General features: G+C 53.5%; 24 protein-coding genes. 14 read left to right on the forward strand and 10 right to left on the reverse strand.

From position 1 onward, the window contains the following. Nucleotides 1–150 precede the first annotated feature (150 nt). A complete protein-coding gene (locus tag AAIG26_RS21320; protein ID WP_082071798.1) occupies nucleotides 151–573 on the forward strand; it encodes a flagellar protein FlhE in 423 nt (140 codons plus the stop codon). Between the two features lie 250 nt (nucleotides 574–823). On the opposite strand, the gene AAIG26_RS21325 is transcribed toward AAIG26_RS21320, so the two are convergent. Continuing rightward, nucleotides 824–1,036 (reverse strand): YdgH/BhsA/McbA-like domain containing protein, encoded by a 213-nt coding sequence (locus AAIG26_RS21325; protein WP_017460122.1) that lies wholly within the window; start codon nucleotides 1,034–1,036, stop codon nucleotides 824–826. A gap of 136 nt (nucleotides 1,037–1,172) precedes the next feature. Between AAIG26_RS21325 and AAIG26_RS21330 the strand changes: the two genes are divergently transcribed. Both AAIG26_RS21330 and AAIG26_RS21335 read left to right on the forward strand, forming a co-directional pair. Beyond that, nucleotides 1,173–1,694, forward strand: a complete 522-nt coding sequence (locus tag AAIG26_RS21330) for a Crp/Fnr family transcriptional regulator (protein WP_343181419.1) — start codon at nucleotides 1,173–1,175, stop codon at nucleotides 1,692–1,694. Nucleotides 1,695–1,748: 54 nt separating this feature from the next. Further along, nucleotides 1,749–2,246: a YgjV family protein gene (locus AAIG26_RS21335; RefSeq protein ID WP_343181420.1), complete on the forward strand. Its 498-nt coding sequence runs from the start codon at nucleotides 1,749–1,751 to the stop codon at nucleotides 2,244–2,246. A 50-nt stretch (nucleotides 2,247–2,296) separates the two neighbouring features. Here the strand turns inward: AAIG26_RS21335 and AAIG26_RS21340 are convergent, their stop codons facing one another. Further along, nucleotides 2,297–2,509 (reverse strand): YdgH/BhsA/McbA-like domain containing protein, encoded by a 213-nt coding sequence (locus AAIG26_RS21340; RefSeq protein ID WP_343181421.1) that lies wholly within the window; start codon nucleotides 2,507–2,509, stop codon nucleotides 2,297–2,299. Between the two features lie 126 nt (nucleotides 2,510–2,635). Continuing rightward, a complete protein-coding gene (fdhD, locus tag AAIG26_RS21345; protein WP_343181422.1) occupies nucleotides 2,636–3,472 on the reverse strand; it encodes a formate dehydrogenase accessory sulfurtransferase FdhD in 837 nt (278 codons plus the stop codon). Nucleotides 3,473–3,714: 242 nt separating this feature from the next. Here fdhD and fdnG point away from each other — a divergent pair, with 242 nt between their 5' ends. From fdnG to AAIG26_RS21375, 6 genes are all read left to right on the forward strand, one after another. Next, on the forward strand, nucleotides 3,715–6,765 hold the full coding sequence (gene fdnG, locus AAIG26_RS21350; RefSeq protein ID WP_147271697.1) for a formate dehydrogenase-N subunit alpha: 3,051 nt from the start codon (nucleotides 3,715–3,717) through the stop codon (nucleotides 6,763–6,765). A gap of 12 nt (nucleotides 6,766–6,777) precedes the next feature. Next, entirely contained in the window at nucleotides 6,778–7,680 is a 903-nt protein-coding gene (fdxH, locus tag AAIG26_RS21355) for a formate dehydrogenase subunit beta (protein WP_017459689.1), read from the forward strand. After that, the gene (gene fdoI / locus AAIG26_RS21360; protein WP_017459690.1) at nucleotides 7,677–8,312 is read left to right on the forward strand and encodes a formate dehydrogenase cytochrome b556 subunit; all 636 of its coding nucleotides are present in this window, start codon (nucleotides 7,677–7,679) and stop codon (nucleotides 8,310–8,312) included. Before fdxH ends, fdoI begins: the two co-directional genes overlap by 4 nt. Continuing rightward, nucleotides 8,309–9,238 carry a formate dehydrogenase accessory protein FdhE gene (fdhE, locus tag AAIG26_RS21365; protein ID WP_020455895.1) on the forward strand — a complete coding sequence of 310 codons (930 nt, stop codon included), beginning with the start codon at nucleotides 8,309–8,311 and terminating at the stop codon, nucleotides 9,236–9,238. The genes fdoI and fdhE overlap by 4 nt, the downstream gene beginning before the upstream one ends. A 155-nt stretch (nucleotides 9,239–9,393) precedes the next feature. After that, nucleotides 9,394–10,305 (forward strand): alpha/beta hydrolase, encoded by a 912-nt coding sequence (locus AAIG26_RS21370; protein WP_343181423.1) that lies wholly within the window; start codon nucleotides 9,394–9,396, stop codon nucleotides 10,303–10,305. Between the two features lie 22 nt (nucleotides 10,306–10,327). Beyond that, a complete protein-coding gene (locus tag AAIG26_RS21375) occupies nucleotides 10,328–10,666 on the forward strand; it encodes a nuclear transport factor 2 family protein (RefSeq protein WP_097407382.1) in 339 nt (112 codons plus the stop codon). A 49-nt stretch (nucleotides 10,667–10,715) separates the two neighbouring features. Here AAIG26_RS21375 and fabY read toward each other — a convergent pair whose 3' ends face one another. The 5 genes from fabY to typA form a co-directional block, all read right to left on the reverse strand. Next, complete coding sequence (gene fabY / locus AAIG26_RS21380) at nucleotides 10,716–11,657, reverse strand: fatty acid biosynthesis protein FabY (RefSeq protein ID WP_020455892.1); 942 nt, start codon at nucleotides 11,655–11,657, stop codon at nucleotides 10,716–10,718. Between the two features lie 44 nt (nucleotides 11,658–11,701). Beyond that, a complete protein-coding gene (gene dtd, locus AAIG26_RS21385) occupies nucleotides 11,702–12,139 on the reverse strand; it encodes a D-aminoacyl-tRNA deacylase (RefSeq protein ID WP_017459695.1) in 438 nt (145 codons plus the stop codon). Then, nucleotides 12,136–13,008, reverse strand: a complete 873-nt coding sequence (locus tag AAIG26_RS21390) for a virulence factor BrkB family protein (RefSeq protein WP_020455891.1) — start codon at nucleotides 13,006–13,008, stop codon at nucleotides 12,136–12,138. Before AAIG26_RS21390 ends, dtd begins: the two co-directional genes overlap by 4 nt. Then, a complete protein-coding gene (gene yihX, locus AAIG26_RS21395; protein ID WP_343181425.1) occupies nucleotides 13,002–13,601 on the reverse strand; it encodes a glucose-1-phosphatase in 600 nt (199 codons plus the stop codon). Before yihX ends, AAIG26_RS21390 begins: the two co-directional genes overlap by 7 nt. Before the next feature lie 143 nt (nucleotides 13,602–13,744). After that, complete coding sequence (gene typA / locus AAIG26_RS21400; protein ID WP_017460103.1) at nucleotides 13,745–15,568, reverse strand: ribosome-dependent GTPase TypA; 1,824 nt, start codon at nucleotides 15,566–15,568, stop codon at nucleotides 13,745–13,747. Between the two features lie 380 nt (nucleotides 15,569–15,948). Between typA and glnA the strand changes: the two genes are divergently transcribed. From glnA to AAIG26_RS21420, 4 genes are all read left to right on the forward strand, one after another. Beyond that, nucleotides 15,949–17,358 carry a glutamate--ammonia ligase gene (gene glnA, locus AAIG26_RS21405; protein WP_020455889.1) on the forward strand — a complete coding sequence of 470 codons (1,410 nt, stop codon included), beginning with the start codon at nucleotides 15,949–15,951 and terminating at the stop codon, nucleotides 17,356–17,358. Between the two features lie 265 nt (nucleotides 17,359–17,623). After that, nucleotides 17,624–18,673 (forward strand): nitrogen regulation protein NR(II), encoded by a 1,050-nt coding sequence (glnL, locus tag AAIG26_RS21410; RefSeq protein WP_017460101.1) that lies wholly within the window; start codon nucleotides 17,624–17,626, stop codon nucleotides 18,671–18,673. Nucleotides 18,674–18,681: 8 nt separating this feature from the next. Beyond that, on the forward strand, nucleotides 18,682–20,091 hold the full coding sequence (glnG, locus tag AAIG26_RS21415) for a nitrogen regulation protein NR(I) (protein ID WP_020455888.1): 1,410 nt from the start codon (nucleotides 18,682–18,684) through the stop codon (nucleotides 20,089–20,091). 110 nt (nucleotides 20,092–20,201) lie between these two features. Beyond that, the gene (locus AAIG26_RS21420) at nucleotides 20,202–20,324 is read left to right on the forward strand and encodes a YshB family small membrane protein (protein ID WP_141399381.1); all 123 of its coding nucleotides are present in this window, start codon (nucleotides 20,202–20,204) and stop codon (nucleotides 20,322–20,324) included. 66 nt (nucleotides 20,325–20,390) lie between these two features. Here the strand turns inward: AAIG26_RS21420 and hemN are convergent, their stop codons facing one another. Further along, complete coding sequence (gene hemN, locus AAIG26_RS21425; RefSeq protein ID WP_343181426.1) at nucleotides 20,391–21,764, reverse strand: oxygen-independent coproporphyrinogen III oxidase; 1,374 nt, start codon at nucleotides 21,762–21,764, stop codon at nucleotides 20,391–20,393. A gap of 186 nt (nucleotides 21,765–21,950) precedes the next feature. Next, entirely contained in the window at nucleotides 21,951–22,451 is a 501-nt protein-coding gene (gene yihI / locus AAIG26_RS21430; protein ID WP_017460097.1) for a Der GTPase-activating protein YihI, read from the reverse strand. 575 nt (nucleotides 22,452–23,026) lie between these two features. On the opposite strand from yihI, the gene yihA reads away from it, so the two are divergent. Continuing rightward, nucleotides 23,027–23,656 (forward strand): ribosome biogenesis GTP-binding protein YihA/YsxC, encoded by a 630-nt coding sequence (yihA, locus tag AAIG26_RS21435; protein WP_343181434.1) that lies wholly within the window; start codon nucleotides 23,027–23,029, stop codon nucleotides 23,654–23,656. The last annotated feature ends 99 nt before the right edge of the window (nucleotides 23,657–23,755 follow it).

Below are 23,755 nucleotides of genomic sequence, written 5' to 3' on the forward strand. Positions count from 1 at the left end.
TATCTAGTTTTCCACGGGCAAAAGGAAATTATGGCTGACAAATAAGAATTATTGAGTTACCTTGTATTCACGCAGGGCAACTTAATAATTCCCATGATTTAAGTTAAATATCATGGATATTAGTTAGCTTACTCTTTAATGAGGCTTTAAATGAAACGGAAATCGATCCTGCTGGCTTTATCAGGTTTAATGTTTATCTCTTCAAGCGCATTTGCAACGGGCGGCACGTCCATCGGCTCAATGCTTGCACCATCAATCTCAGTAAAAAACCAATGGTATAACAAGACGTTCCCGATTACAGCCGGAACACCTTCAACTGGTAAAGTTGGCATGGTTTATTACACCTGGGCTTACAGTTCCTACCCGGCTGGAATGCAGGTTTATTTATGCTATAACAACGGTAACAACTGTAGGGATATTTCTGATGCACGTTCAGGTAATATTGACTTCACACCTTATAATCTCGCACCGAACCAACCGTTCAGTTTATATGCCCGCGTAAATGGCACCGGTAGAATGGTGACAGTCAATGGCCAGTCAAGCCAGATTATTGTTAACTACACATATAATTAATAATTCGCTTACCGCGTAATATTATTATTGATAACGCACTGTAATAATAAGAATGTGAATTTAAATCACCCATAATAATAATGCCCGACGACATTTCTTATATGCCATCGGGCATTTCAATAATATAGGGATATTTTTAAAACACTTTGGGTAATTACTGAACACAACTACATCCCCGATAATACGCTATCATCCCATCGCAGAAATAAAAAAAGCGCCCGCAGGCGCTCTTTCGACAGGAAAGCGTGACTTATTTGTTCAGTTCGGCGGTCATGTGAACCTGGTTGCCGGTATACGCTTCAGTGATCTGGTAAGAAGATGCGCCAGCCTGTTGAGCCTGCGCCGCAATTTTTGCTTCAGCACCGCTCAGCGTTAAATCAGTTGCGGTCACGGACTGGGCAGCGAAAGAACCAAAAGAAGTAGCCAGGGCGATAACTGCGACAAAAGTTTTGATGCTTTTCATGATATAAACCCTTACGTTAATTTGTTGGAGTGAGGCACCGTGCCTCGATGAAATAAATAGTAGTTCTGTTTGCTCACAACAAAAAGCGGAATGATTTGCCATTCTTTGTCAAAATTAATGAACAATAGAGATCTGCATGATAGCTGATTGGTTAGCCCCCCTCCTTGTCGGTCAGAAAACAGTGCAAATCCGCCCGGCGACAACCCTGCTCAGACAGGGTGATCTCCAGCAAAAAATGTTTGTGCTGCACGAAGGTATTGCGCGTGCGGTCTGGTACTCGCCGGAAGGGAGCGAGCGCGTGAAGGAGTTTTATTTTCCCGGTGAGTGCTGTTTTTTCTATCTCAGTTGGCTAACCGGTAGCGTGGCGGATTACAGCCTGCAAATGCTGACGCCAGGCGTGCTCAGCGAAGTACCGCTGCGTTTACTGGAAAAAGAAGAACATCAGGTGGCAAAAATAGCGCTCCTGCGCCAGCAACTGATATTTAAAGAGAAGAAGGAACAGATGTTTTTGCTCAATAACCCGGAGCAACGCTATCGCTATGTGCAAACCCATTTTCCCGCATGGGAAGCACAATTAACGCAAAAAGATCTCGCCAGTTATATCGGCATCTCGCCGGTGAGCCTGTCGCGCATCCGCGCGCGCCTTAACAAAGGTTAACGAAAGCCTGCCGCCAGGCCGCTACCATCGCCTCATCACACCGTAGAGGAAACGATGATGAGCGCTTTTTGGCTGTCGCAAATGCTGGCTGGCTTTTCTTTCATTTTTGATTTGCTGGCGTTTCAGTTTGCCCGCCGGCGGATAACCCTGGCGATACTTGCCGCCTCCACCAGCCTGCTGGCGGTACATTTCTGCTTGCTGAACGCGCCCGTAGCCGCAAGTTTGATGGCGCTGGCCGCATGCCGTTATCTCACCGCCATCATGACGACTGCGCGGAAAATGAAAAATGGGTTTATTGTCGCAACCTGCCTGTGCAGCGCGCTAAGCTGGCAGCAACCCACCGATGTTTTACCGTTACTCGGTAGCCTGCTGATGACCAGCGCCGCTTTTCACCCGGCGGCAAAAAGTATGCGGCGGCTCACCCTCTGCGGTAGCGGCTGCTGGCTGGTGAATAATATGGTGATCGGATCGCCCGTAGCGGTTGCCATGGAGAGCGCCTTCATTCTCAGTACGCTGGTGTCGTACTGGCGGCTCGCCCGGCAGGCTGGATAAAAAGCAAAAAAAAAGCGCCCGCAGGCGCTCTTTCGACAGGGAAGCGTGACTTATTTGTTCAGTTCGGCGGTCATGTGAACCTGGTTGCCGGTATACGCTTCAGTGATCTGGTAAGAAGATGCACCTGCCTGTTGAGCCTGCGCCGCAATTTTTGCTTCAGCACCGCTCAGCGTTAAATCAGTTGCGGTCACGGACTGGGCAGCGAAAGAACCAAAAGAAGTAGCCAGGGCGATAACTGCGACAAAAGTTTTGATGATTTTCATGATATAAACCCTTACGTTAATTTGTTGGAGTGAGGCACCGTGCCTCGATGAAATAAAGAGTAGTCCTGTTTACTCACAACAAAAAGCGGAAGGATTTGTTCTCAATATTCAACTTTTTTGACTAATCTATACACCCATTAATCGCTGCGGATGGGTATAGATTGTTGCCCTGCCTGGCTTGCAAAAACCCACCAGCGTCAGGTTACAGCGCTGCGCCACTTCCACTGCCAGCGTTGTGGCGGCGGAGACGGCAAACAGGATTTCGACACCGCACATGGCCGACTTTTGCACCATCTCATAGCTGGCGCGGCTGGAAACCAGCACCGCACCGCTCGCCCAGGTTTGCGCTTCACGGGCGCGATGACCAAGCAGCTTATCCAGCGCCACATGACGCCCGACATCTTCATGCCCCCCCGCTAACTCACCGGATGGCAGCATCCAGGCGGCGGCGTGCGTGCAGCCGGTGAGCTGCCCGACAGGCTGAAAATCGGTTAAGTGCGCCAGACCGGCATCCAGCGCCTGTAAATCAAAGGTTTGGGTAAAAGGCAGCGGCGCGATGGGCTTGCCAATGTCATTAAGCTGCTCGACACCACATACGCCGCAACCGGTGCGCCCGGCCAGCGCGCGTCGCCGCTCTTTTAACCCCATAAAACGGCGGCTGGAGAGCTCAATTTGCACTTCAAGGCCGTTGCAGGAGGGGACCACATCCATCCCGTAAATGTCTGATGCGTTTTCGATAATCCCTTCGGATAAGGAGAAGCCGATCGCGAAGAGTTCAAGATCCTTGGGTGACGCCATCATCACCACATGCGAAATGCCGTTGTACACCAGCGCGACAGGCACTTCTTCCGCCAGCATATCCGGCACGGCATGTTGCAAATCAATGCGTTTCCACAGGCTAACCTCGCGGGCTCCTGTGACTGATGTTGCATTTTTGTGCTTTTTTGTCTGCAAATCGTTCACTTTGTCTTAACCGTTATCGAACAAGCGTATCGACATTATGGTATTCTCCGCGCATATCCCTTGGGGAAAAGAGGGAATAGCAGCAGTTCTGAATCCTTCACGTCAGAATAAGCATACCTACATTGTGGTATTCTTCGTTGCTAATCCCCCAGGATATGAGGGATTAGCAGCAATTCTGAACCTTTGCGAAAAGCACCGCAAAGAAAAAAACGATAAGAGTAATGTCGAACCAGGAGCAAACCATGCAGGTCAGCAGAAGGCAGTTCTTTAAGATCTGCGCTGGCGGTATGGCAGGAACCACGGCAGCGGCGCTGGGCTTTGCCCCGAGTGTTGCGCTCGCGGAAACACGGCAGTATAAGCTGCTGCGCACCCGCGAAACCCGGAATACCTGCACATATTGTTCCGTCGGCTGTGGGCTGTTGATGTACAGCCTCGGCGATGGAGCAAAAAACGCCAAAGCGTCAATCTTCCATATTGAGGGTGACCCCGATCATCCGGTAAACCGTGGGGCGCTGTGCCCGAAAGGCGCGGGTCTGGTGGATTTCATCCACTCAGAAAGCCGCCTGAAATACCCGGAATACCGCGCACCAGGCTCGGATAAGTGGCAACAAATTTCGTGGGATGAAGCCTTTACCCGCATCGCCAAATTAATGAAAGCGGATCGTGACGCCAACTATATTGCGCAAAACGCAGAAGGGACGACCGTCAACCGCTGGCTGAGCACCGGGATGCTGTGCGCATCCGCATCCAGTAATGAAACCGGCTATTTAACGCAAAAATTTACCCGCGCACTCGGCATGTTAGCCGTCGACAACCAGGCGCGTGTCTGACACGGACCAACGGTAGCAAGTCTTGCTCCATCTTTTGGTCGCGGTGCGATGACCAACCACTGGGTCGACATGAAAAACGCCAACCTTATCGTTGTGATGGGGGGGAACGCGGCAGAAGCGCATCCGGTGGGATTCCGCTGGGCGATGGAAGCCAAGATCCACAATGGCGCGAAGCTGATTGTTATCGATCCACGCTTTACGCGTACCGCCTCTGTTGCGGATTTCTATGCGCCGATTCGTTCCGGTACTGACATCGCCTTCCTGTCAGGCGTGTTGCTGTACCTGATGACCAACGAAAAATATCAGCGCGAATACACCGAGGCCTATACCAACGCCACGCTTATCGTGCGTGAAGATTTTGGCTTCGAAGATGGCCTGTTCACCGGCTATGACGCGGAAAAACGTAAATACGACAAAACCAGCTGGAACTACGAACTGGATGAGAAAGGTTTCGCCAAACGCGATACCACGCTCACCCATCCGCGTTGCGTATGGAACCTGCTGAAAGCGCACGTCTCCCGCTATACGCCGGACGTGGTGGAAGACATCTGCGGGACGCCAAAAGCGGATTTCCTGAAGGTGTGTGAATACATCGCCGAAACCAGCGCCCGTGATAAAACCGCGTCGTTCCTGTATGCACTTGGCTGGACGCAGCACTCCGTTGGCGCGCAGAACATCCGCACCATGGCGATGATTCAGCTGCTGCTGGGCAATATGGGGATGGCAGGCGGCGGCGTGAACGCCCTGCGCGGTCACTCCAACATTCAGGGGCTGACGGATCTTGGCCTGCTGTCACAAAGCCTGCCGGGCTATATGACGCTGCCAAATGAAAAACAGACCGATCTCCAGACCTATCTGACCGCCAATACGCCAAAACCGTTGCTGGAAGGCCAGGTAAACTACTGGGGCAACTACCCGAAATTCTTCGTTTCGATGATGAAATCCTTCTTTGGCGACAAAGCGACAGCGGAAAATAGCTGGGGCTTTGACTGGCTGCCGAAGTGGGACAAGGGTTACGACGTCCTGCAGTACTTCGACATGATGAACCAGGGCAAGGTCAACGGCTATATCTGCCAGGGCTTTAACCCGGTAGCGTCGTTCCCGAACAAAAATAAAGTTGTCGCCTCACTGTCGAAACTGAAGTTCCTGGTGACCATTGACCCGCTCAATACCGAAACCTCGAACTTCTGGCAGAACCACGGCGAATTTAACGACGTCGATCCGTCGAAAATTCAGACCGAGGTATTCCGTCTGCCATCGACCTGCTTCGCGGAAGAGAACGGTTCTATCGTTAACTCGGGTCGCTGGTTGCAGTGGCACTGGAAAGGCGCGGACGCCCCGGGCGATGCGCTGAACGACGGCGAGATCCTGGCGGGCATCTTCCTGCGCATGCGTAAAATGTACGCGGCAGAAGGCGGCGCCAACCCGGAACAGGTGCTGAACATGACCTGGAACTACTCGACGCCGGAAAACCCGTCGCCGGAAGAAGTGGCCATGGAAAGCAACGGTAAAGCGCTGGCGGATATTATCGATCCGGCAACCGGCACCGTGCTGGCGAAGAAAGGCGAGCAACTGAGCACCTTCGCTCACCTGCGCGATGACGGCACCACCGCAAGCGGTTGCTGGATTTTCGCCGGAAGCTGGACGCCGAAAGGCAACCAGATGGCGAACCGCGATAACGCTGACCCATCGGGCCTCGGCAATACGCTGGGCTGGGCATGGGCATGGCCGCTTAACCGCCGCATTCTCTATAACCGCGCCTCCGCTGATCCGCAGGGCAACCCGTGGGATCCGAAGCGTCAGTTGCTGAAATGGGACGGTGCGAAATGGGGCGGGGTGGATATTCCGGACTACAGCGCTGCCGCACCTGGCAGCAATGTTGGGCCGTTTATCATGCAGCAGGAAGGCATGGGCCGCCTGTTCGCGCTCGATAAGATGGCAGAAGGGCCGTTCCCGGAACATTACGAGCCGTTTGAAACGCCGCTGGGCACCAATCCGCTGCACCCGAAAGTGGTTTCCAACCCGGCCGCCCGCGTGTTTAAAGGCGATCTGGAAGCGATGGGTAAAGCGGATAAGTTCCCGTATGTCGGTACCACTTACCGTTTAACCGAGCACTTCCACTACTGGACCAAGCACGCGCTGCTTAACGCAATCGCGCAGCCGGAGCAGTTTGTGGAAATTGGCGAGAAACTGGCGAACAAGCTGGGCATCACGCAGGGCGATACGGTGCGCGTCTCCTCCAACCGTGGCTATATCAAAGCCAAAGCGGTGGTGACCAAACGTATTCGCACGCTCAACGTGCACGGTAAGGAAGTCGATACCATCGGTATTCCTATCCACTGGGGTTATGAAGGTGTGGCGAAGAAAGGCTTTATCGCCAATACGTTAACGCCGTTTGTCGGCGATGCGAACACCCAAACGCCGGAGTTTAAGGCGTTCCTGGTGAATGTGGAAAAGGTGTAACGGAGACGACTTATGGCTTATCAATCGCAAGACATCATCCGTCGTTCCGCGACTAATGGTTTCACTCCCGCGCCGCAGGCGCGGGATCACCAGCAGGAAGTGGCGAAGCTTATCGACGTCACCACCTGTATTGGCTGTAAAGCCTGTCAGGTGGCCTGTTCCGAGTGGAACGACATTCGTGATGAGGTGGGGCATAACGTCGGGGTGTACGACAACCCGGCGGATTTGACCGCCAAATCGTGGACGGTCATGCGCTTCTCGGAAGTGGAACAGAACGACAAACTGGAGTGGCTGATCCGTAAAGATGGCTGCATGCACTGCGCCGATCCTGGCTGTCTGAAAGCATGCCCGTCAGAAGGGGCTATCATTCAGTATGCCAACGGCATTGTCGACTTCCAGTCCGAACAGTGCATCGGCTGCGGTTACTGCATCGCCGGCTGTCCGTTCGACGTGCCGCGCATGAACCCGGAAGACAACCGCGTCTACAAATGTACGTTGTGTGTTGACCGCGTGACCGTGGGCCAGGAACCGGCGTGTGTGAAAACCTGCCCGACCGGCGCTATCCACTTTGGCTCTAAAGAGGATATGAAAACGCTGGCCGGCGAGCGCGTGGCGGAACTGAAAACCCGTGGTTACGACAACGCTGGCCTGTACGATCCGGCAGGCGTTGGCGGTACGCACGTGATGTATGTGCTGCATCATGCCGACAAGCCGAATCTGTATCACGGCCTGCCAGAGAACCCGGAAATCAGCTCTACCGTGAAGTTCTGGAAAGGTATCTGGAAACCTCTTGCGGCGGTCGGCTTTGCCGCGACCTTCGCTGCCAGCATCTTCCATTATGTCGGTGTCGGTCCGAACCGCGCAGAAGAGGAAGACGATAACCTGCATGAAGAGAAAGACGAGGTGCGCAAATGAAAAAACGTGACACCATCGTGCGCTACACGGCGCCAGAGCGCATCAACCACTGGGTCACCGCCTTCTGCTTCGTGCTGGCGGCGGTGAGCGGGCTGGGGTTTTTCTTCCCCTCCTTCAACTGGTTGATGGGGATTCTGGGTACGCCGCAGCTGGCGCGCATTCTCCATCCGTTTGTCGGCGTGGTGATGTTCGCGTCGTTTATAATCATGTTTTTCCGCTACTGGCACCATAACCTCATCAATAGGGATGATATCTTTTGGGCGAAGAATATTCGTAAGATCGTCGTCAATGAGGAAGTGGGTGACACCGGGCGCTATAATTTCGGTCAGAAATGTGTTTTCTGGGCGGCGATTATTTTCCTGGTGTTGCTACTGGTAAGCGGCGTGGTTATCTGGCGCCCTTACTTCGCGCCAGCGTTTCCCATTCCGGTGATCCGATTAGCGTTGATGGTGCATTCATTTGCCGCGGTCGCGTTAATTGTGGTTATTATGGTGCACATTTACGCCGCCCTGTGGGTAAAAGGCACGATAACCGCAATGGTGGAAGGCTGGGTTACCAGTTCGTGGGCGAAGAAACATCACCCGCGCTGGTACCGGGAAGTTCGCAAGACAACGGAAAAATCGACTGAATGAGTATTCGCATAATCCCGCAAGATGAGCTGGAGAAGAGCGATAAACGCACGGCGGAAGTTATTCCGCCGTTATTATTCCCCAGACTGAAAAATCTCTATAACCGCCGCGCAGAGCGTTTGCGTGAGCTGGCAGAGAGTAACCCGCTGGGTGATTATCTGCGTTTTGCTGCGCTTATCGCCCATGCCCAGGAAGTGGTGCTTTACGACCACCCCCTGCACATCGACCTGACTGCGCGCATTAAAGAGGCCGCTGAACAGGGCAAACCGCCGCTGGACATTCATGTGCTGCCGCGCGATGCGCACTGGCACAAACTGCTGCATTCGCTGATCGCCGAGCTGAAGCCGGAGATGAGCGGCCCGGCGCTGGCGGTCATTGAGAACCTGGAAAAAGCCTCTGCGCAGGAACTGGAAGCGATGGCCAGCGCGCTGTTTGCCGCTGATTTCGCCTCCGTTAGCAGCGATAAAGCGCCTTTTATCTGGGCGGCGCTGTCGCTTTACTGGGCGCAAATGGCCAGCCTGATCCCCGGCAAAGCACGCGCGGAATATGGTGAACAGCGCCAGTTCTGCCCGGTGTGCGGATCAATGCCGGTCTCCAGCATGGTGCATATTGGCACGACGCAAGGGTTGCGCTATCTGCACTGCAACCTGTGTGAAACCGAGTGGCATGTGGTGCGCGTCAAATGCAGCAACTGCGAGCAAACCCGCGATTTACACTACTGGTCGCTGGATAACGAGCAGGCGGCAATCAAAGCGGAAAGCTGCGGCGACTGCGGCACTTACCTGAAGATCCTGTATCAGGAAAAAGACCCGAACGTCGAGCCGGTCGCGGACGATTTGGCCTCGCTGGTGTTAGATGCCCGCATGGAGCAGGAAGGCTTCGCCCGCAGCTCCATCAACCCGTTTTTATTCCCCGGCGAAGGGGAATAATCGCCTCCAGCCCTTGCCTTCCGGGCAAGGGTTGTCAGCCTTTTTCACTTTCCCCTACCCTCTTCTCACGCCTGCTGGCGTTAAAAATCACCGTTCCCATTCAGGTTAAACCAGGCTATAAAGGCTGGATATTTATACAGATAAAGGTTAGCGGAATGGCACTGGAAAAAGGTATTGCCGGGCTGGTGAGCGACTTTATTGCCGCCGGTCGCCCGTCAGCTCGGGCGAAGAGTATTGATGACCGGCGCAGTGGATATGTCGCCAGCACCGTGCTGGCAGGGGAAACGGAAACGCGCGTTCAGGTTGAAGATATAACGCTTGAAGGCATGACGTTTCGTCTGTTTTCGCCGCAAAACGCCAGCGGTGATCTTCCCGCGTTGATTTACTACCACGGCGGCTGTTTTATTAGCGGCGGCTTCGACACGCACGATAAGCAATTGCGTCAGTTGGCCTTTTATAGTGGCTGCCGGGTTGTTGCTGTGCAATATCGGTTAGCGCCAGAACATCGCTGGCCTGCCGCACATGATGATGCGCAATCTGGTGCCGATATCGTGTGGAAAAACGCCGAAAAACTCGGTGTCGACAGAAAACGTATCACGCTTGCGGGGGATAGCGCAGGCGGTCACCTGGCGCTGGTGACGGCGCTACGGCTGAAAGCTGCGGCGACATGGCAACCGGCGCAACTGGTGTTGATTTACCCGATGCTCGACGCCACCGCCTATTTTGATAGCTATACCTTTAACGGTTCCGATTATGTGATTACCCGCGAGGCGCTGCTTTCAGGCTATGAAATGTATCTTGGCGATACCGATCGCCTGTTGCCGGATGTCAGCCCGCTGTGGCGCGATGATTTTTCCGGTCTGCCGCCGGTACACATCATTACCGCAGAGTTTGACCCGCTATGTGATGAGGGTGAAGCCCTGTTTCAGCACATGACCGAGCAGGGCGTAACCTGCACTTGTTCACAATATCAGGGCGTGATCCATGGATTCTTCCAGCTTGCCGGGATCAGCCAAAGCGCAAAAGACGCGATAAGAGACGTGGCCGCACGGGTGGCCAGGATATAACCGCGTGAAAAAAGGAGAGCCGATGTCTGTCGTAAGGCCTGTGGAAAAGCAGTTTGCTGCTTACAATGCCCATGATATTGAGGCGTTTACCGCCTGTTTTAGCGACGATTTTATCGCGTATCGCTTGCCATCCACTGAGCCGTCGCTGCAAGGGCTCGAAGCATTACGTGCCTTTTATGCTGCGCATCGCTTTAACAACCCGGCATTACGCGCCGAGTTGCTGTCGCGCACGGTGATGGGCAATAAGGTGTTCGATCACGAAAAAATCTACGGCATCGGCGAGTCGGTCATTGAAAATATGGCCGTCTATGAAGTGCAGGATGGGTTGATCAAAATCGCGTGGTTTTTCTTCGCGCAGTAGGGGTGGTTCGCAGGACGTTGCGCGCCTGTATCGTCAGGCGCGCAGCGGCTTACTCTTCCTCGTTACCGCCCTCTTCGAACGAGCCGAAGGGTTTGGCGGGCAAGACGATATAAATGCCTTCGAAGATCGCACCCTGCTTATCTTCACCAAACAGCTCAACCTGTAGCTGAACGCGCGCTTTGCGCCCGCGCGCCAGACGGTCCAAATCACCGCTTAGCGAGCCAAGATCGGCAATCGCGCTCGGTTTACCGGTGATCGGCGTGCTATAGCGAATATGCGCATCGGCAAGGATGATGGTGCCGCCGAGATGACGCTCACGCAGCATCAGCCAGATCAGCCCCCAACCGGTGAGCGTCGCCAGGGAAAACAGGCTACCGGCGAACAGCGTGTGGTGCGGATTCTGGTTGCCGGTTTCCGGCATGGTGGTGATAAATTTCTGCCCGGTGTACTGCTGAATACGCACACCCATCTTTTCACTCAGCGGGATATGCTGATACCAGGCCTGCTGCAACTGCCCGCACCAGTCGCCGCGATGCAGAATATCATCGAGCGTGGCGATCGGTTTGATCATCAAAAAGTGGCGTACCGGCGTGGTTTGCGGCGCGGTGATTTCCCCTTCATTGACGAACCCGAGTTTTGCGAAGAACGCCACCGCATCCTCACGGGCGCTACAGGTCACGCGCTTCACCCCTTCCTGGCGGGCCACGGACTCCAGCGTCATCGCCATCAATGTGCCGAGGCCTTTTTCCTGCACGTCCGGATGGACCGCCATAAAGCGAATCGACCCTTCGTTATCTGCGTTGATATACAACCGACCGATAGCGACAATGTTGCCCTCTTCGTCGACAACCATCTGATGATGTGCCATCGCATCCCAGCCATCACGCTCGGAACCTTTCGGTTGATGCAGCGGTTTACGCAGCATTTCCCAGCGGAACTGGTAATAGAGCTCTAACTCTTCTTCCGTTTGCGGTACGCGAAGGTGGTACATAGCAGCACTCTCTCTTGTAACCAGGGGCCACGCCGCAAGCTGGCTCATACTTGCAACCAGAACGTGACGGGGCCGTCGTTGACCAGCGAAACCTGCATATCGGCAGCGAATCGCCCGGTTTGCGTTTCCATTTGCTGGCTGCGGCAACGTTCAACAAAATAGTGGTACAGCGCCTCGGCTTTTTCCGGCGCAGCGCCACGGGAAAACCCCGGACGCATGCCACGTTCTGTATCCGCCGCCAGCGTAAATTGCGACACCACCAGCACACTCCCACCAGCCTGCTGGACGTTAAGATTCATCTTCCCTTCCGCGTCGCCAAAAATACGATACCCCAGCACACGTTCGCACAGGCGGTTCGCTTTTTGTTCATCGTCTTCCCTTTCGACGCCCAACAACACCAAAAGTCCAGGGCCGATTTCGCCCGTCACCTCACCCGCCACGCTAACGCTCGCGCGGGAAACACGTTGAATTAATGCAATCATGGTTGGTCTGCTTCTTCTTGCTGTGCGGCTATTTTGAGTTTTCGGTATTCACCGAGAGTGACAGTTATTTCTGCGCCAAGCAAGACGATACACCAGGTCCAGTAGACCCAGAGGAACAAAATGGGGATGACAGCCAGCACGCCATAAATGAGTTGATAAGACGGAAACATGGTGATGTAGAGACCAAAAATCTTTTTACCGAACTCAAACAGCAGTGCGGCGACAAACGCGCCGACAATCGCATCGCGGTTAGGCACGCGGGTTGTCGGCACAATGCTGTATAGCAACCAAAAAGAGAGCCACGACAGGATCAGCGGAAATATGCGCAGCACATCATCAATCACGCTATCAAGCTCGCTGGCCCAGCGCAGCGACAGCAAGTAGGAGCTTATCGCCAGGCTGGCACCCGCCAGCAGCGGGCCGAGCGTCAGGATCATCCAGTAGACGGCAAATGAATAAACATGCGGGCGTACACGCGTACTGCGCCAGATGGTGTTTAGCGCCGAATCGATGGAGTACATCAGCAGCAGCGATGTCACCACCAGCCCGCATGCGCCAACCGCCGTCATTTTGGTGGAGTTCGCCACAAACTGCTCAATGTAGTTCTGAATCACATCGCCGGTGGTGGGAATGAAATTGGCAAATACAAAGTGGCGCAACTGGACGCTAATTTCAGAAAACATAGGAAAAACAGCGAATAATGCAAACACCACGGCGATCAGCGGCACCAGCGAAAGCAAAGAGACGTAGGCGAGATTCCCCGCCAGCGTCGTCATATGGTCTTCATCAATGCGCCGCCATAGCAACCGCAACCAGGCAACAAGCGGGCGCGTGCGATGTTTTGCATGATGCCGCAGATTTTTTAGCATAGCTGTTTCGCGAAATAGTCCGGGATGGTCGTTTTATCCGTCACCAGAATACTGGTTATGCCCAGTTGTTCCGCACCGGCGATATTATCCGCATTGTCGTCGAAAAAGACGCTATCTTCGGCAGAGAAACCTTCGAGCGCCAGCACTTGCTGATAAATTGGCGCTTCGGGCTTACGCATCCCCATCTCCTGGGAAAGATAAATATGGTCAGCCGCCGCCTGAATTTCCGGATATTGCTCCGGCCAGTACGTGGTGTGCAGCCGGTTAGTATTCGATAACACAACGACCCGATGCCCCTGCTCACGCAGTTTGTGCATGATGTCGACGACCTCTTTGCGCAGCGCGACAAACACGGCCTGCCAGCCGGTGGAAAACTGCTCGTAGCTGAGCGGTAGTTCCATTTCATGACACAGCGCTTTAGCGAAATCTTCGTCGCTGATTTCCCCTCGTTCATGCTGATGAAACGGCTCGCCCATGGTGAAATTCTGCTTCAAGGTCGCCAGCGGCACACGGCTAAAATCGCTCCAGACACCCAGCACCCGATTGAAGTCGATGTCGACAATCACGTTACCTAAATCAAAGATATAGAGCATTTCTCTCTCCTTGCCAGCCGTGGAGAGTTAACTGTAGCGGGAAAGTTCTGACTTGAATAGTTCGCGGCTTCACGCGAAGAAGATACAGACATAAAAAAAGCCGCTGAAAATCAGCGGCTTTTTCACAAGCAAATAAAGAGCGATTACTCTTCTTTCGCTCCGCGCATTGCGCGTTTACGGTCGTTTTCCGTCAGGTGACGTTTACGAATACGGATAGAGAGCGGGGTCACTTCTACCAGTTCGTCGTCATCGATGAATTCCAGAGCTTGCTCCAGGGTCATCTTGATCGGCGGAACCAGAACCGTAGCTTCGTCTGTACCAGACGCACGCATGTTGGTCAGTTTCTTACCGGTCAGGCAGTTTACCGTCAGGTCGTTAGAACGGCTGTGAATACCGATGATCTGACCTTCGTACACTTCCGCGCCGTGACCGAGGAACAACTTACCGCGATCCTGCAGGCCGAACAGTGCGAACGCAACCGCTTTACCCTGACCGTTGGAGATCAGCACACCGTTGTTACGCTGGCCCACTTCACCCGGACGAACATCGTCGTAGTGGCTGAAGGTGGAGTACAGCAGACCGGTACCGGAAGTCATGGTCATGAACTCTGAACGGAAGCCGATCAGACCACGGCTTGGGATCACGTAGTCGAGACGTACGCGGCCTTTGCCGTCCGGATTCATGTTTTTCAGATCGCCTTTACGCTCGCCCAGCGCCTGCATCACAGAACCCTGGTGCTGCTCTTCAACGTCCAGCGTGACGTTTTCGAACGGCTCTTGTTTGCGGCCATCGATTTCGCGGAAGATAACTTTCGGACGGGAAACCGCCATTTCGAAACCTTCACGACGCATGTTCTCGATAAGCACGGACAAGTGCAGCTCACCACGGCCGGAAACGCGGAATGCGTCAGCGTCTTCGGTCTCTTCAACGCGCAGCGCAACGTTGTGCACCAGCTCTTTGTTCAGGCGGTCGAGGATCTGACGTGAAGTCACGTACTTACCTTCTTTACCACAGAACGGAGAGGTGTTGACGTTGAAGAACATGGTTACGGTCGGTTCATCAACAGACAGTGCCGGCAGCGCTTCGACGTTCTGCGGATCGCAGATGGTGTCGGAGATGTTCAGCTCGCCCAGACCGGTGATCGCGATGATGTCGCCGGCTTCTGCGATCTCGCTATCGATACGCTCCAGCCCCAGGTGGGTCAGCACTTTGCCGACTTTACCGTTGCGGGTTTTGCCTTCGCTATCAATGATAGTGACTTGCTGGTTCGGTTTTACTTTACCGCGCTTGATACGACCAATGCCGATTACACCAACATAGTTGTTGTAGTCGAGCTGGGAGATCTGCATCTGGAAAGTACCGTCGAGATCGACGTTCGGAGCAGGTACATGGTCAACAATCGCCTGGTACAGCGGGGTCATGTCTTCAGCCATGTCTTCGTGGTCCATACCCGCGATACCGTTCAGCGCAGAAGCGTAAACGATCGGGAAGTCCAGCTGCTCGTCGGTCGCGTCCAGGTTAACGAACAGGTCGAATACCTGATCGACAACCCAGTCCGGACGCGCGCCAGGACGGTCAACTTTGTTGATTACCACAATCGGTTTCAGGCCATGGGCAAATGCTTTTTTGGTCACGAAACGCGTTTGCGGCATAGGGCCGTCAAATGCGTCAACCACCAGCAGCACGGAATCGACCATGGACATCACACGCTCAACTTCACCACCGAAGTCGGCGTGCCCTGGGGTATCAACGATGTTGATACGGTAATCATTCCATTTGATAGCGGTGTTTTTAGCGAGGATGGTAATCCCACGCTCTTTCTCCAAATCGTTGGAGTCCATCACACGCTCTTGAGTTTCAGCACGTTCGTCGAACGTACCGGATTGCTGCAGCAGCTTGTCAACCAGGGTCGTTTTACCATGGTCAACGTGAGCAATGATGGCGATGTTACGCAGATTTTCGATCACAACTTTGCCTCAGGCATTAGAAATAGCGCGTTATTGTACACGTATTAATCGAAGGACTAAACAGGATCACAAACATCCTCCGCAAACAAGTATTGCAGAGTTGCTTTGTGATCGCTTTCACGGAGCGTTAAAAGGGGCATTTAACGAAAATTGCACCAATATAGTGCCCAATGTTCACATAAAGGCACTATATTGGTGCAACATAACCATCATGGTGCAGCCCTTTTGCACTATACCGTGCATGATAACGCCTTTTTAGGGGCATTTAAAAGTTGGCATAGATTTCGCTTTAACGATTGTACGATAACTACGCCAGCTTACGTAGTAATTAGAAGACCTCGTTACCACGACGACAATGACAAATCCGGGAGAGTTTAAGTATGTCCGCTGAACACGTTTTGACGATGCTGAATGAGCACGAAGTGAAGTTTGTCGATCTGCGCTTCACCGATACCAAAGGTAAAGAACAGCACGTCACTATCCCAGCCCATCAGGTAAACGCCGACTTCTTTGAAGAAGGTAAAATGTTTGATGGTTCTTCGATTGGTGGCTGGAAAGGCATCAACGAATCAGACATGGTGCTGATGCCGGACGCGACTACCGCTGTCATTGACCCGTTCTACGAAGAGTCTACGCTGATCATTCGTTGCGATATCCTCGAACCAGGCACCATGCAGGGCTACGATCGTGACCCGCGCTCCATCGCTAAACGCGCTGAAGAGTACCTGCGCTCCACCGGTCTGGCAGACACCGTTCTGTTTGGGCCAGAGCCGGAATTCTTCCTGTTCGACGACGTACGTTTCGGCAGCTCCATCTCCGGTTCCAGCGTCGCTATCGACGATATCGAAGGCGCATGGAACACTTCCACCAAATACGAAGGTGGTAACAAAGGTCACCGTCCGGCAGTGAAAGGCGGTTACTTCCCGGTTCCGCCGGTTGATTCATCACAGGATCTGCGTTCCACCATGTGTCTGGTGATGGAAGAGATGGGCCTGGTTGTTGAAGCTCACCACCACGAAGTGGCAACGGCTGGTCAGAACGAAGTGGCTACCCGCTTCAACACCATGACCAAAAAAGCGGACGAAATTCAGATTTACAAATATGTGGTGCACAACGTTGCCCACCGCTTCGGCAAAACCGCGACCTTTATGCCGAAACCGATGTTCGGTGATAACGGTTCCGGTATGCACTGCCACATGTCTCTGTCCAAGAACGGCACGAACCTGTTCTCTGGCGACAAATACGCTGGCCTGTCTGAAATGGCGCTGTACTACATTGGCGGCGTAATCAAACACGCAAAAGCTATCAACGCCCTGTCTAACCCGACCACCAACTCTTACAAGCGTCTGGTCCCGGGTTATGAAGCGCCGGTAATGCTGGCTTACTCTGCTCGTAACCGTTCTGCTTCTATCCGTATTCCGGTAGTGGCTTCTCCGAAAGCGCGTCGTATCGAAGTTCGCTTCCCGGATCCGGCTGCTAACCCGTACCTGTGCTTCGCAGCGCTGCTGATGGCCGGTCTGGATGGCATTAAAAACAAAATCCATCCGGGCGAAGCGATGGACAAAAACCTGTATGACCTGCCGGCTGAAGAAGCGAAAGAGATCCCGCAGGTTGCAGGCTCTCTGGAAGAAGCGCTCAACGCGCTGGATGCTGACCGCGAGTTCCTGACTGCTGGTGGCGTGTTCACCGACGACGCTATCGATGCTTACATCGCGCTGCGTATGGAAGAGAACGACCGCGTTCGCATGACGCCGCACCCGGTAGAGTTCGAACTGTACTACAGCGTTTAATAATTAAGACTCGGCAGAAGTCTTGTCGCAGCAAGGTGGCAACCGAATGAGTCCCGATGAGCTTAGTCTATAAGTGATTCGGGCTAATGAGGGCAGCCAACGCTGCTACGGTGAGAAAGATGCCAGAGGATTTTTAGTTGCCGTGGAACTTTTAGCCCATCCCTGGATGGGCTTTTTTCTCCACCAACAACCTGATCTAACGCGCTTTTTATCAATAAAACGCTATACTGCACTAAATTGGTGCACACCTCCGGGAGACTGCTAAATGGCAAGCGGCGTGCTGCCCGATGCTGGGCAGATCCTCAATTCTTTGATCAACAGCATCTTGCTGGTTGATGACGACCTGGCGGTACATTACGCCAACCCTGCGGCACAGCAACTGCTGGCGCAAAGCTCTCGTAAGTTATTCGGCACACCGCTCCCCGAACTGCTGAGTTACTTTTCCCTGAACATCGATTTGATGCGGGAAAGTTTACATGCCGGGCAGGGGTTTACTGATAACGAAGTGACGCTTGTCATTGACGGGCGCTCACACATTCTTTCGCTGACGGCGCAACGTCTGCCGGATGGTTTGATTCTGTTGGAAATGGCGCCGATGGATAACCAGCGCCGTCTTAGCCAGGAGCAACTCCAGCATGCGCAACAAGTTGCGGCGCGCGATCTGGTACGCGGTCTGGCGCATGAAATTAAAAACCCGCTTGGCGGTTTACGCGGTGCGGCGCAGTTGCTGAGCAAAGCCCTACCCGATCCAGCGTTACTGGAATACACCAAAGTGATCATCGAGCAGGCTGACCGCTTGCGTAACCTGGTTGATCGCCTGTTAGGGCCGCAACAACCGGGCATGCACGTTACCGAAAGTATTCACAAAGTAGCTGAGCGTGTAGTGAAACTGGTATCGATGGAGCTACCGGAGAATGTCACCTTAACCCGTGATTATGATCCAAGTTTGCCGGAGCTCGCGCACGATCCCGACCAAATCGAACAGGTTTTACTGAATATTGTGCGTAACGCTTTGCAGGCGCTGGGGCCGGAGGGGGGCGAAATTATTCTGCGTACCCGTACTGCCTTCCAGCTAACGCTGCACGGCGTGCGTTATCGCCTCGCGGCGAGAATAGATGTGGAAGATAACGGCCCGGGTATTCCGTCGCACCTGCAGGATACGTTGTTCTATCCGATGGTAAGCGGACGTGAAGGCGGTACCGGGCTGGGGTTATCTATCGCACGCAGTTTGATTGATCAACATTCTGGCAAAATTGAATTTACCAGTTGGCCAGGCCATACCGAATTCTCGGTATTTCTGCCTATTCGGAAGTAGAGGTGTTTATGCAACGAGGGATAGTCTGGATCGTTGATGACGATAGCTCCATCCGTTGGGTGCTGGAACGCGCGCTCACCGGAGCTGGCTTGAGTTGTACAACGTTTGAAAGTGCCAATGAAGTGCTAGACGCACTCACCACCAAAACCCCGGATGTACTGCTTTCGGATATTCGTATGCCAGGGATGGATGGTCTTGCGTTACTGAAACAGATCAAACAGCGCCATCCGATGCTCCCGGTCATCATTATGACCGCGCATTCCGATCTTGATGCGGCGGTAAGCGCGTATCAGCAAGGGGCATTCGATTATCTGCCTAAACCGTTTGATATCGACGAAGCCGTTGCGCTGGTTGAGCGCGCTATCAGCCATTATCAGGAACAGCAGCAGCCGCGCAATGTGCAGGCCAGCGGCCCGACAACTGACATCATCGGTGAAGCACCGGCGATGCAGGATGTGTTTCGCATAATCGGTCGCCTGTCGCGCTCGTCGATCAGCGTATTGATTAATGGTGAATCGGGGACCGGTAAAGAACTGGTGGCTCATGCGCTGCATCGCCACAGTCCGCGTGTGAAAGCGCCGTTTATCGCCCTCAATATGGCCGCCATTCCGAAGGATTTGATTGAATCGGAACTGTTTGGTCACGAAAAAGGGGCGTTTACCGGTGCGAATACGATTCGTCAGGGACGTTTTGAGCAAGCCGATGGCGGGACACTGTTTCTGGACGAAATAGGCGACATGCCGCTGGATGTGCAGACTCGGTTGCTGCGCGTGCTGGCCGATGGCCAGTTTTATCGCGTTGGCGGCTATGCGCCAGTGAAGGTCGATGTCCGTATTATCGCAGCCACACACCAGAACCTGGAACAGCGCGTGCAAGAGGGCAAATTCCGTGAGGATCTGTTTCACCGCCTGAATGTGATCCGCGTTCATTTGCCGCCGCTGCGTGAACGCCGGGAAGATATTCCGCGTTTAGCACGCCACTTTTTGCAAGTCGCCGCCCGTGAACTGGGCGTGGAAACGAAACAACTGCACCCGGAAACCGAAACCGCGTTAACGCGTCTGGCATGGCCGGGTAACGTCCGCCAACTGGAAAACACCTGCCGCTGGTTAACGGTTATGGCCGCAGGCCAGGAAGTGTTGATTCAGGATTTGCCAGGCGAGTTGTTCGAAACCAGCGTGCCGGACAGCCCTTCGCAGAGCCTGCCGGACAGTTGGGCAACGCTGCTGGCGCAATGGGCGGATCGCGCATTACGTTCCGGTCATCAAAACCTGCTTTCAGAAGCGCAACCGGAAATGGAGCGTACCTTGCTGACCACGGCGCTACGTCACACGCAGGGCCACAAACAGGAAGCGGCGCGGCTGCTCGGATGGGGTCGTAATACCCTGACGCGTAAGTTGAAAGAACTGGGAATGGAGTAGCGTGCGGGTGAAGTGTAAAGAATGAACCGCGATCGCAAATTGCCGTTATTTTGCGCTTTACTGTTACCGGCAGTGACGTATGATCTTGCCCGTTCATGGGAGAGGTCATCATGCTGGAATCATTAATCAATGTGGTCACTGCAGGCGTAGAAGCTGGCGCGTCGGCAAGCCATACACCGCAAACAGCCATCGCGGCTGTTCTGTGTGCCGCGCTGGTTGGGCTGTTTAGCTAATCTTCGCGTTATGCTGCGCTTATCAGGCCTACAGAACGTGTTTTGTAGGCTTGATGCGCCATCTCGTTAAATCACACGTGAAAACTGCTGCAAACGCGCCTTGCGCCGCAGATAGGCATCAAAACACATGCAGATATTGCGGATCAGCAAACGCCCTTTCGCTGTGACTTGCAATCCCTGCTCGTTCATTGCCACCAGCCCGTCCACCACCAGCGGCGCCAGCAGGCGCAAATCCTCGGCAAAATAGTCACGGAAGTTGAGATCCCAGGCACGTTCCACCGCATCGAACTCAAGGCGAAAGTTGCAAATCAGTCCTTTGATCACATCACGGCGAATACAGTCGTCACGGGTTAACGCGATACCGCGCCACAGCGCATTTCCGCGCTCGTCCACTTGCTGATAATAGTGTTTCAGCTCTTTTTGGTTTTGCGCGTAGCTATCGCCGATCATGCTAATGGCAGAAACGCCCAACCCCAGCAGATCGCTGTCGCCCTGCGTGGTGTAGCCCTGGAAATTACGATGCAATACACCTTCTCGCTGAGCAATAGCCAGCTCGTCGTCCGGGCGGGCAAAGTGATCCATGCCAATAAACTGGTAACCGGAGCCGGTCAGCGAAGCGATGGTCTGCTGCAAAATATCGAGCTTCTGCTGCGCCGTCGGCAAATCAGCGTCTTTGATTTTGCGCTGTGCGGCGAATAATGTCGGCAAATGGGCGTAGTTAAAGACGCTCAGGCGATCCGGGCTAAGCGCCGCCACGCGTTGTAACGTAAAAGCGAAGCTTTCCGGCGTCTGTTTTGGCAGGCCGTAAATCAGGTCAATATTGGTCGAGGTAAAACCAATATCGCGGGCATGATTGAGCAACGCGAAGATAAAGGCTTCATCCTGCTCGCGGTTAACCAGACGCTGAACCTCTTTGTTGAAATCCTGCACGCCCATGCTCAGGCGATTAAAGCCCTCGCTGCGCAGATGATCGAGCACATCCAGTTCGATTTCGCGCGGATCAACTTCGATCGAGATTTCCGCATCAGCATTAAACGCAAAATGACCGCGCAGCAGGCTCATCAGGCGGCTGATTTGCGCTTTGTTCAGGTAAGTCGGTGTTCCCCCGCCCCAGTGCAACTGGCTGACGTGGCGACCTGAAAATAGCGGCGCGCGGTGAATAATTTCCTGCTCGAGCGCGTCCAGATACTGATCGGCTTTATGCTGCTGGCGGGTGACAATCTTATTGCAACCGCAGAAGTAGCACAGCTTGTGACAAAACGGGATATGCACATATAGCGATAGCGGTCGCTCAGGATAACGCGCCACAGCCTGGCGAAAATCGTCTTCGCCGTAAGCGTCGGAAAACTCCAGCGCGGTAGGATATGAGGTGTAACGCGGCCCGGAATAGTTATATTTCTGGATCAGGGCCAGGTCCCAGTCGATGACTTGCTCAGACATTGTTTACTCCTTCCGATGACGCCGCTGGCGGTTCCGGCGGCCCGGCCTGACCTCATTTCGGGTCATAAGCCGGTTGCGCAGCCACAGCTTGCGCCGCGACAACCGCTGTAGTTTAACGAATAACCACACCAGATAACATATAACCGGAAGGGTTATAAGCAGGACAGAAAGCCCCATAGAAAAGGATTAGTTGCCGCCTTTCAGCAGACGCATCATATCTTCTTTGCCTTCTTCTTCCTCTTCTTCGTCATCATCGTAAGAGAGGCCGAGCTTCTGCATCAGCTCATCAATGCGGTCCAGTTTGGCATCGACCCACGCTTGATCGTCAGCGCTCAGGGTTTCACCCTCTTCCAGACGTTCCAGTAGCGCGTCCAGGCGCTCATCCGTTTCCAGCATTTCCAGCTCAGCCTGCGGTGAAAGCATAGGTTTCTCGCTCTTAGGTTTGTGCTGCTTGTTGACCGGCGTGTCGGTGACACCCAGCGGGATCGGTTTTTTACTGCCAATACGCGGATCTTTTTGCTGTTTACCCCTTCCGGAGCCAGAAGCGCCGTCGCCACCGTTCGCACGGCTGCCTGAAGCATTACCGCGGTGCTTTTTCTCACGCTTACGATCGCGGCCTTCCTGATTTAACTCTTCACGGGTTTTACGGCGTACTTTACCGCGCGGATTGGTGGACGGTTTTTTCATATTAGTGGTCTTAAGTCGTTTTTCATCAGTATAGAATTGCGGCGGAATCTAGCAGAAAGCAAGCAAAGAAAAAAGGCGACAGTGCAAACTGTCGCCTTTTTTCTTGACCCTTCACCCGTAATGGGTTTTACATTCCGTGTTCGCTATCAACTTGCCCTGTTTATCCGTTAGCGTAGAACGTTCCCTGTTACGGTTCCTTTTCCTTGTTCAACGTCTTCTGACGTTAGTCTCCGGTCTTCGCCTCCTGGCGCTCCTGACCCCTCATTCCGTGAGTTATCCTTCCACAAGCAGCATCCGGCCTTGGTGGGTTACTTTACCCTTCTGAGCTAAACTGACAAGCAGGAAAAGCCCCGGAACCCGCAGTTTAAGAAAATTCTATATACATAACCCTTTGATTAAATAACTTTTAGCCATTTTTTAATCTGCAACTTCTCCGAAAGTTCGTATAACGAAAAGGGCAAATATCTTACATAGCGCGCGGTAATGGCTCACAGCAGAGTTTCTGGCGAGAAAAACAGCCTTTTGCGTGGGTTCAGGTATAATCGCCGCATGCTTTGACGATGGAGACGACCATTTTGACTAACTGGAATTACCAACAGACGCACTTTGTCACCAGTGCGCCTGATATTCGCCACTTACCCGCTGATACCGGCATTGAAGTGGCTTTTGCTGGCCGCTCCAACGCAGGTAAATCGAGCGCACTTAATACCCTGACTAACCAGAAAAACCTGGCGCGAACCTCGAAAACGCCCGGCCGTACGCAGCTGATCAACTTGTTTGAAGTCGCTGAAGGCAAACGTCTTGTCGACTTGCCGGGTTACGGTTACGCGGAAGTGCCGGAAGAGATGAAACTCAAATGGCAGCGCGCACTGGGCGAATACCTCGAAAAACGCCAGTGCCTGCAAGGCCTGGTGGTGCTGATGGATATTCGCCATCCCCTGAAAGATCTTGATCAGCAGATGATCCTGTGGGCAGTCGAGAGCAATCTGCAAGTGCTGGTGCTGCTGACCAAGGCGGATAAACTGGCCAGCGGTGCGCGGAAAGCGCAGCTGAATATGGTACGTGAAGCTGTGCTTACTTTTAACGGCGAAGTACAGGTTGAAACCTTCTCGTCGCTGAAAAAACAGGGCGTGGATAAACTACGTGAGAAACTGGATGGCTGGTTCAATAACCTGCCGCCAGTGGAAGAAGAAACGGGCGAGTAACCTTCCTATCAAGCGTGGCATTCGCCACGCTTTTTTCTTTCTTTCGCACAATAAAAAACGCCCCAGTCATTTCTGACTGGGGCGGCTAAATATTCAGCC

Origin of the sequence: Kosakonia sp. PSU_27 (genome assembly GCF_039409795.1) — a bacterium.
In the GTDB taxonomy this organism is placed as follows: Bacteria; Pseudomonadota; Gammaproteobacteria; order Enterobacterales; family Enterobacteriaceae; genus Kosakonia.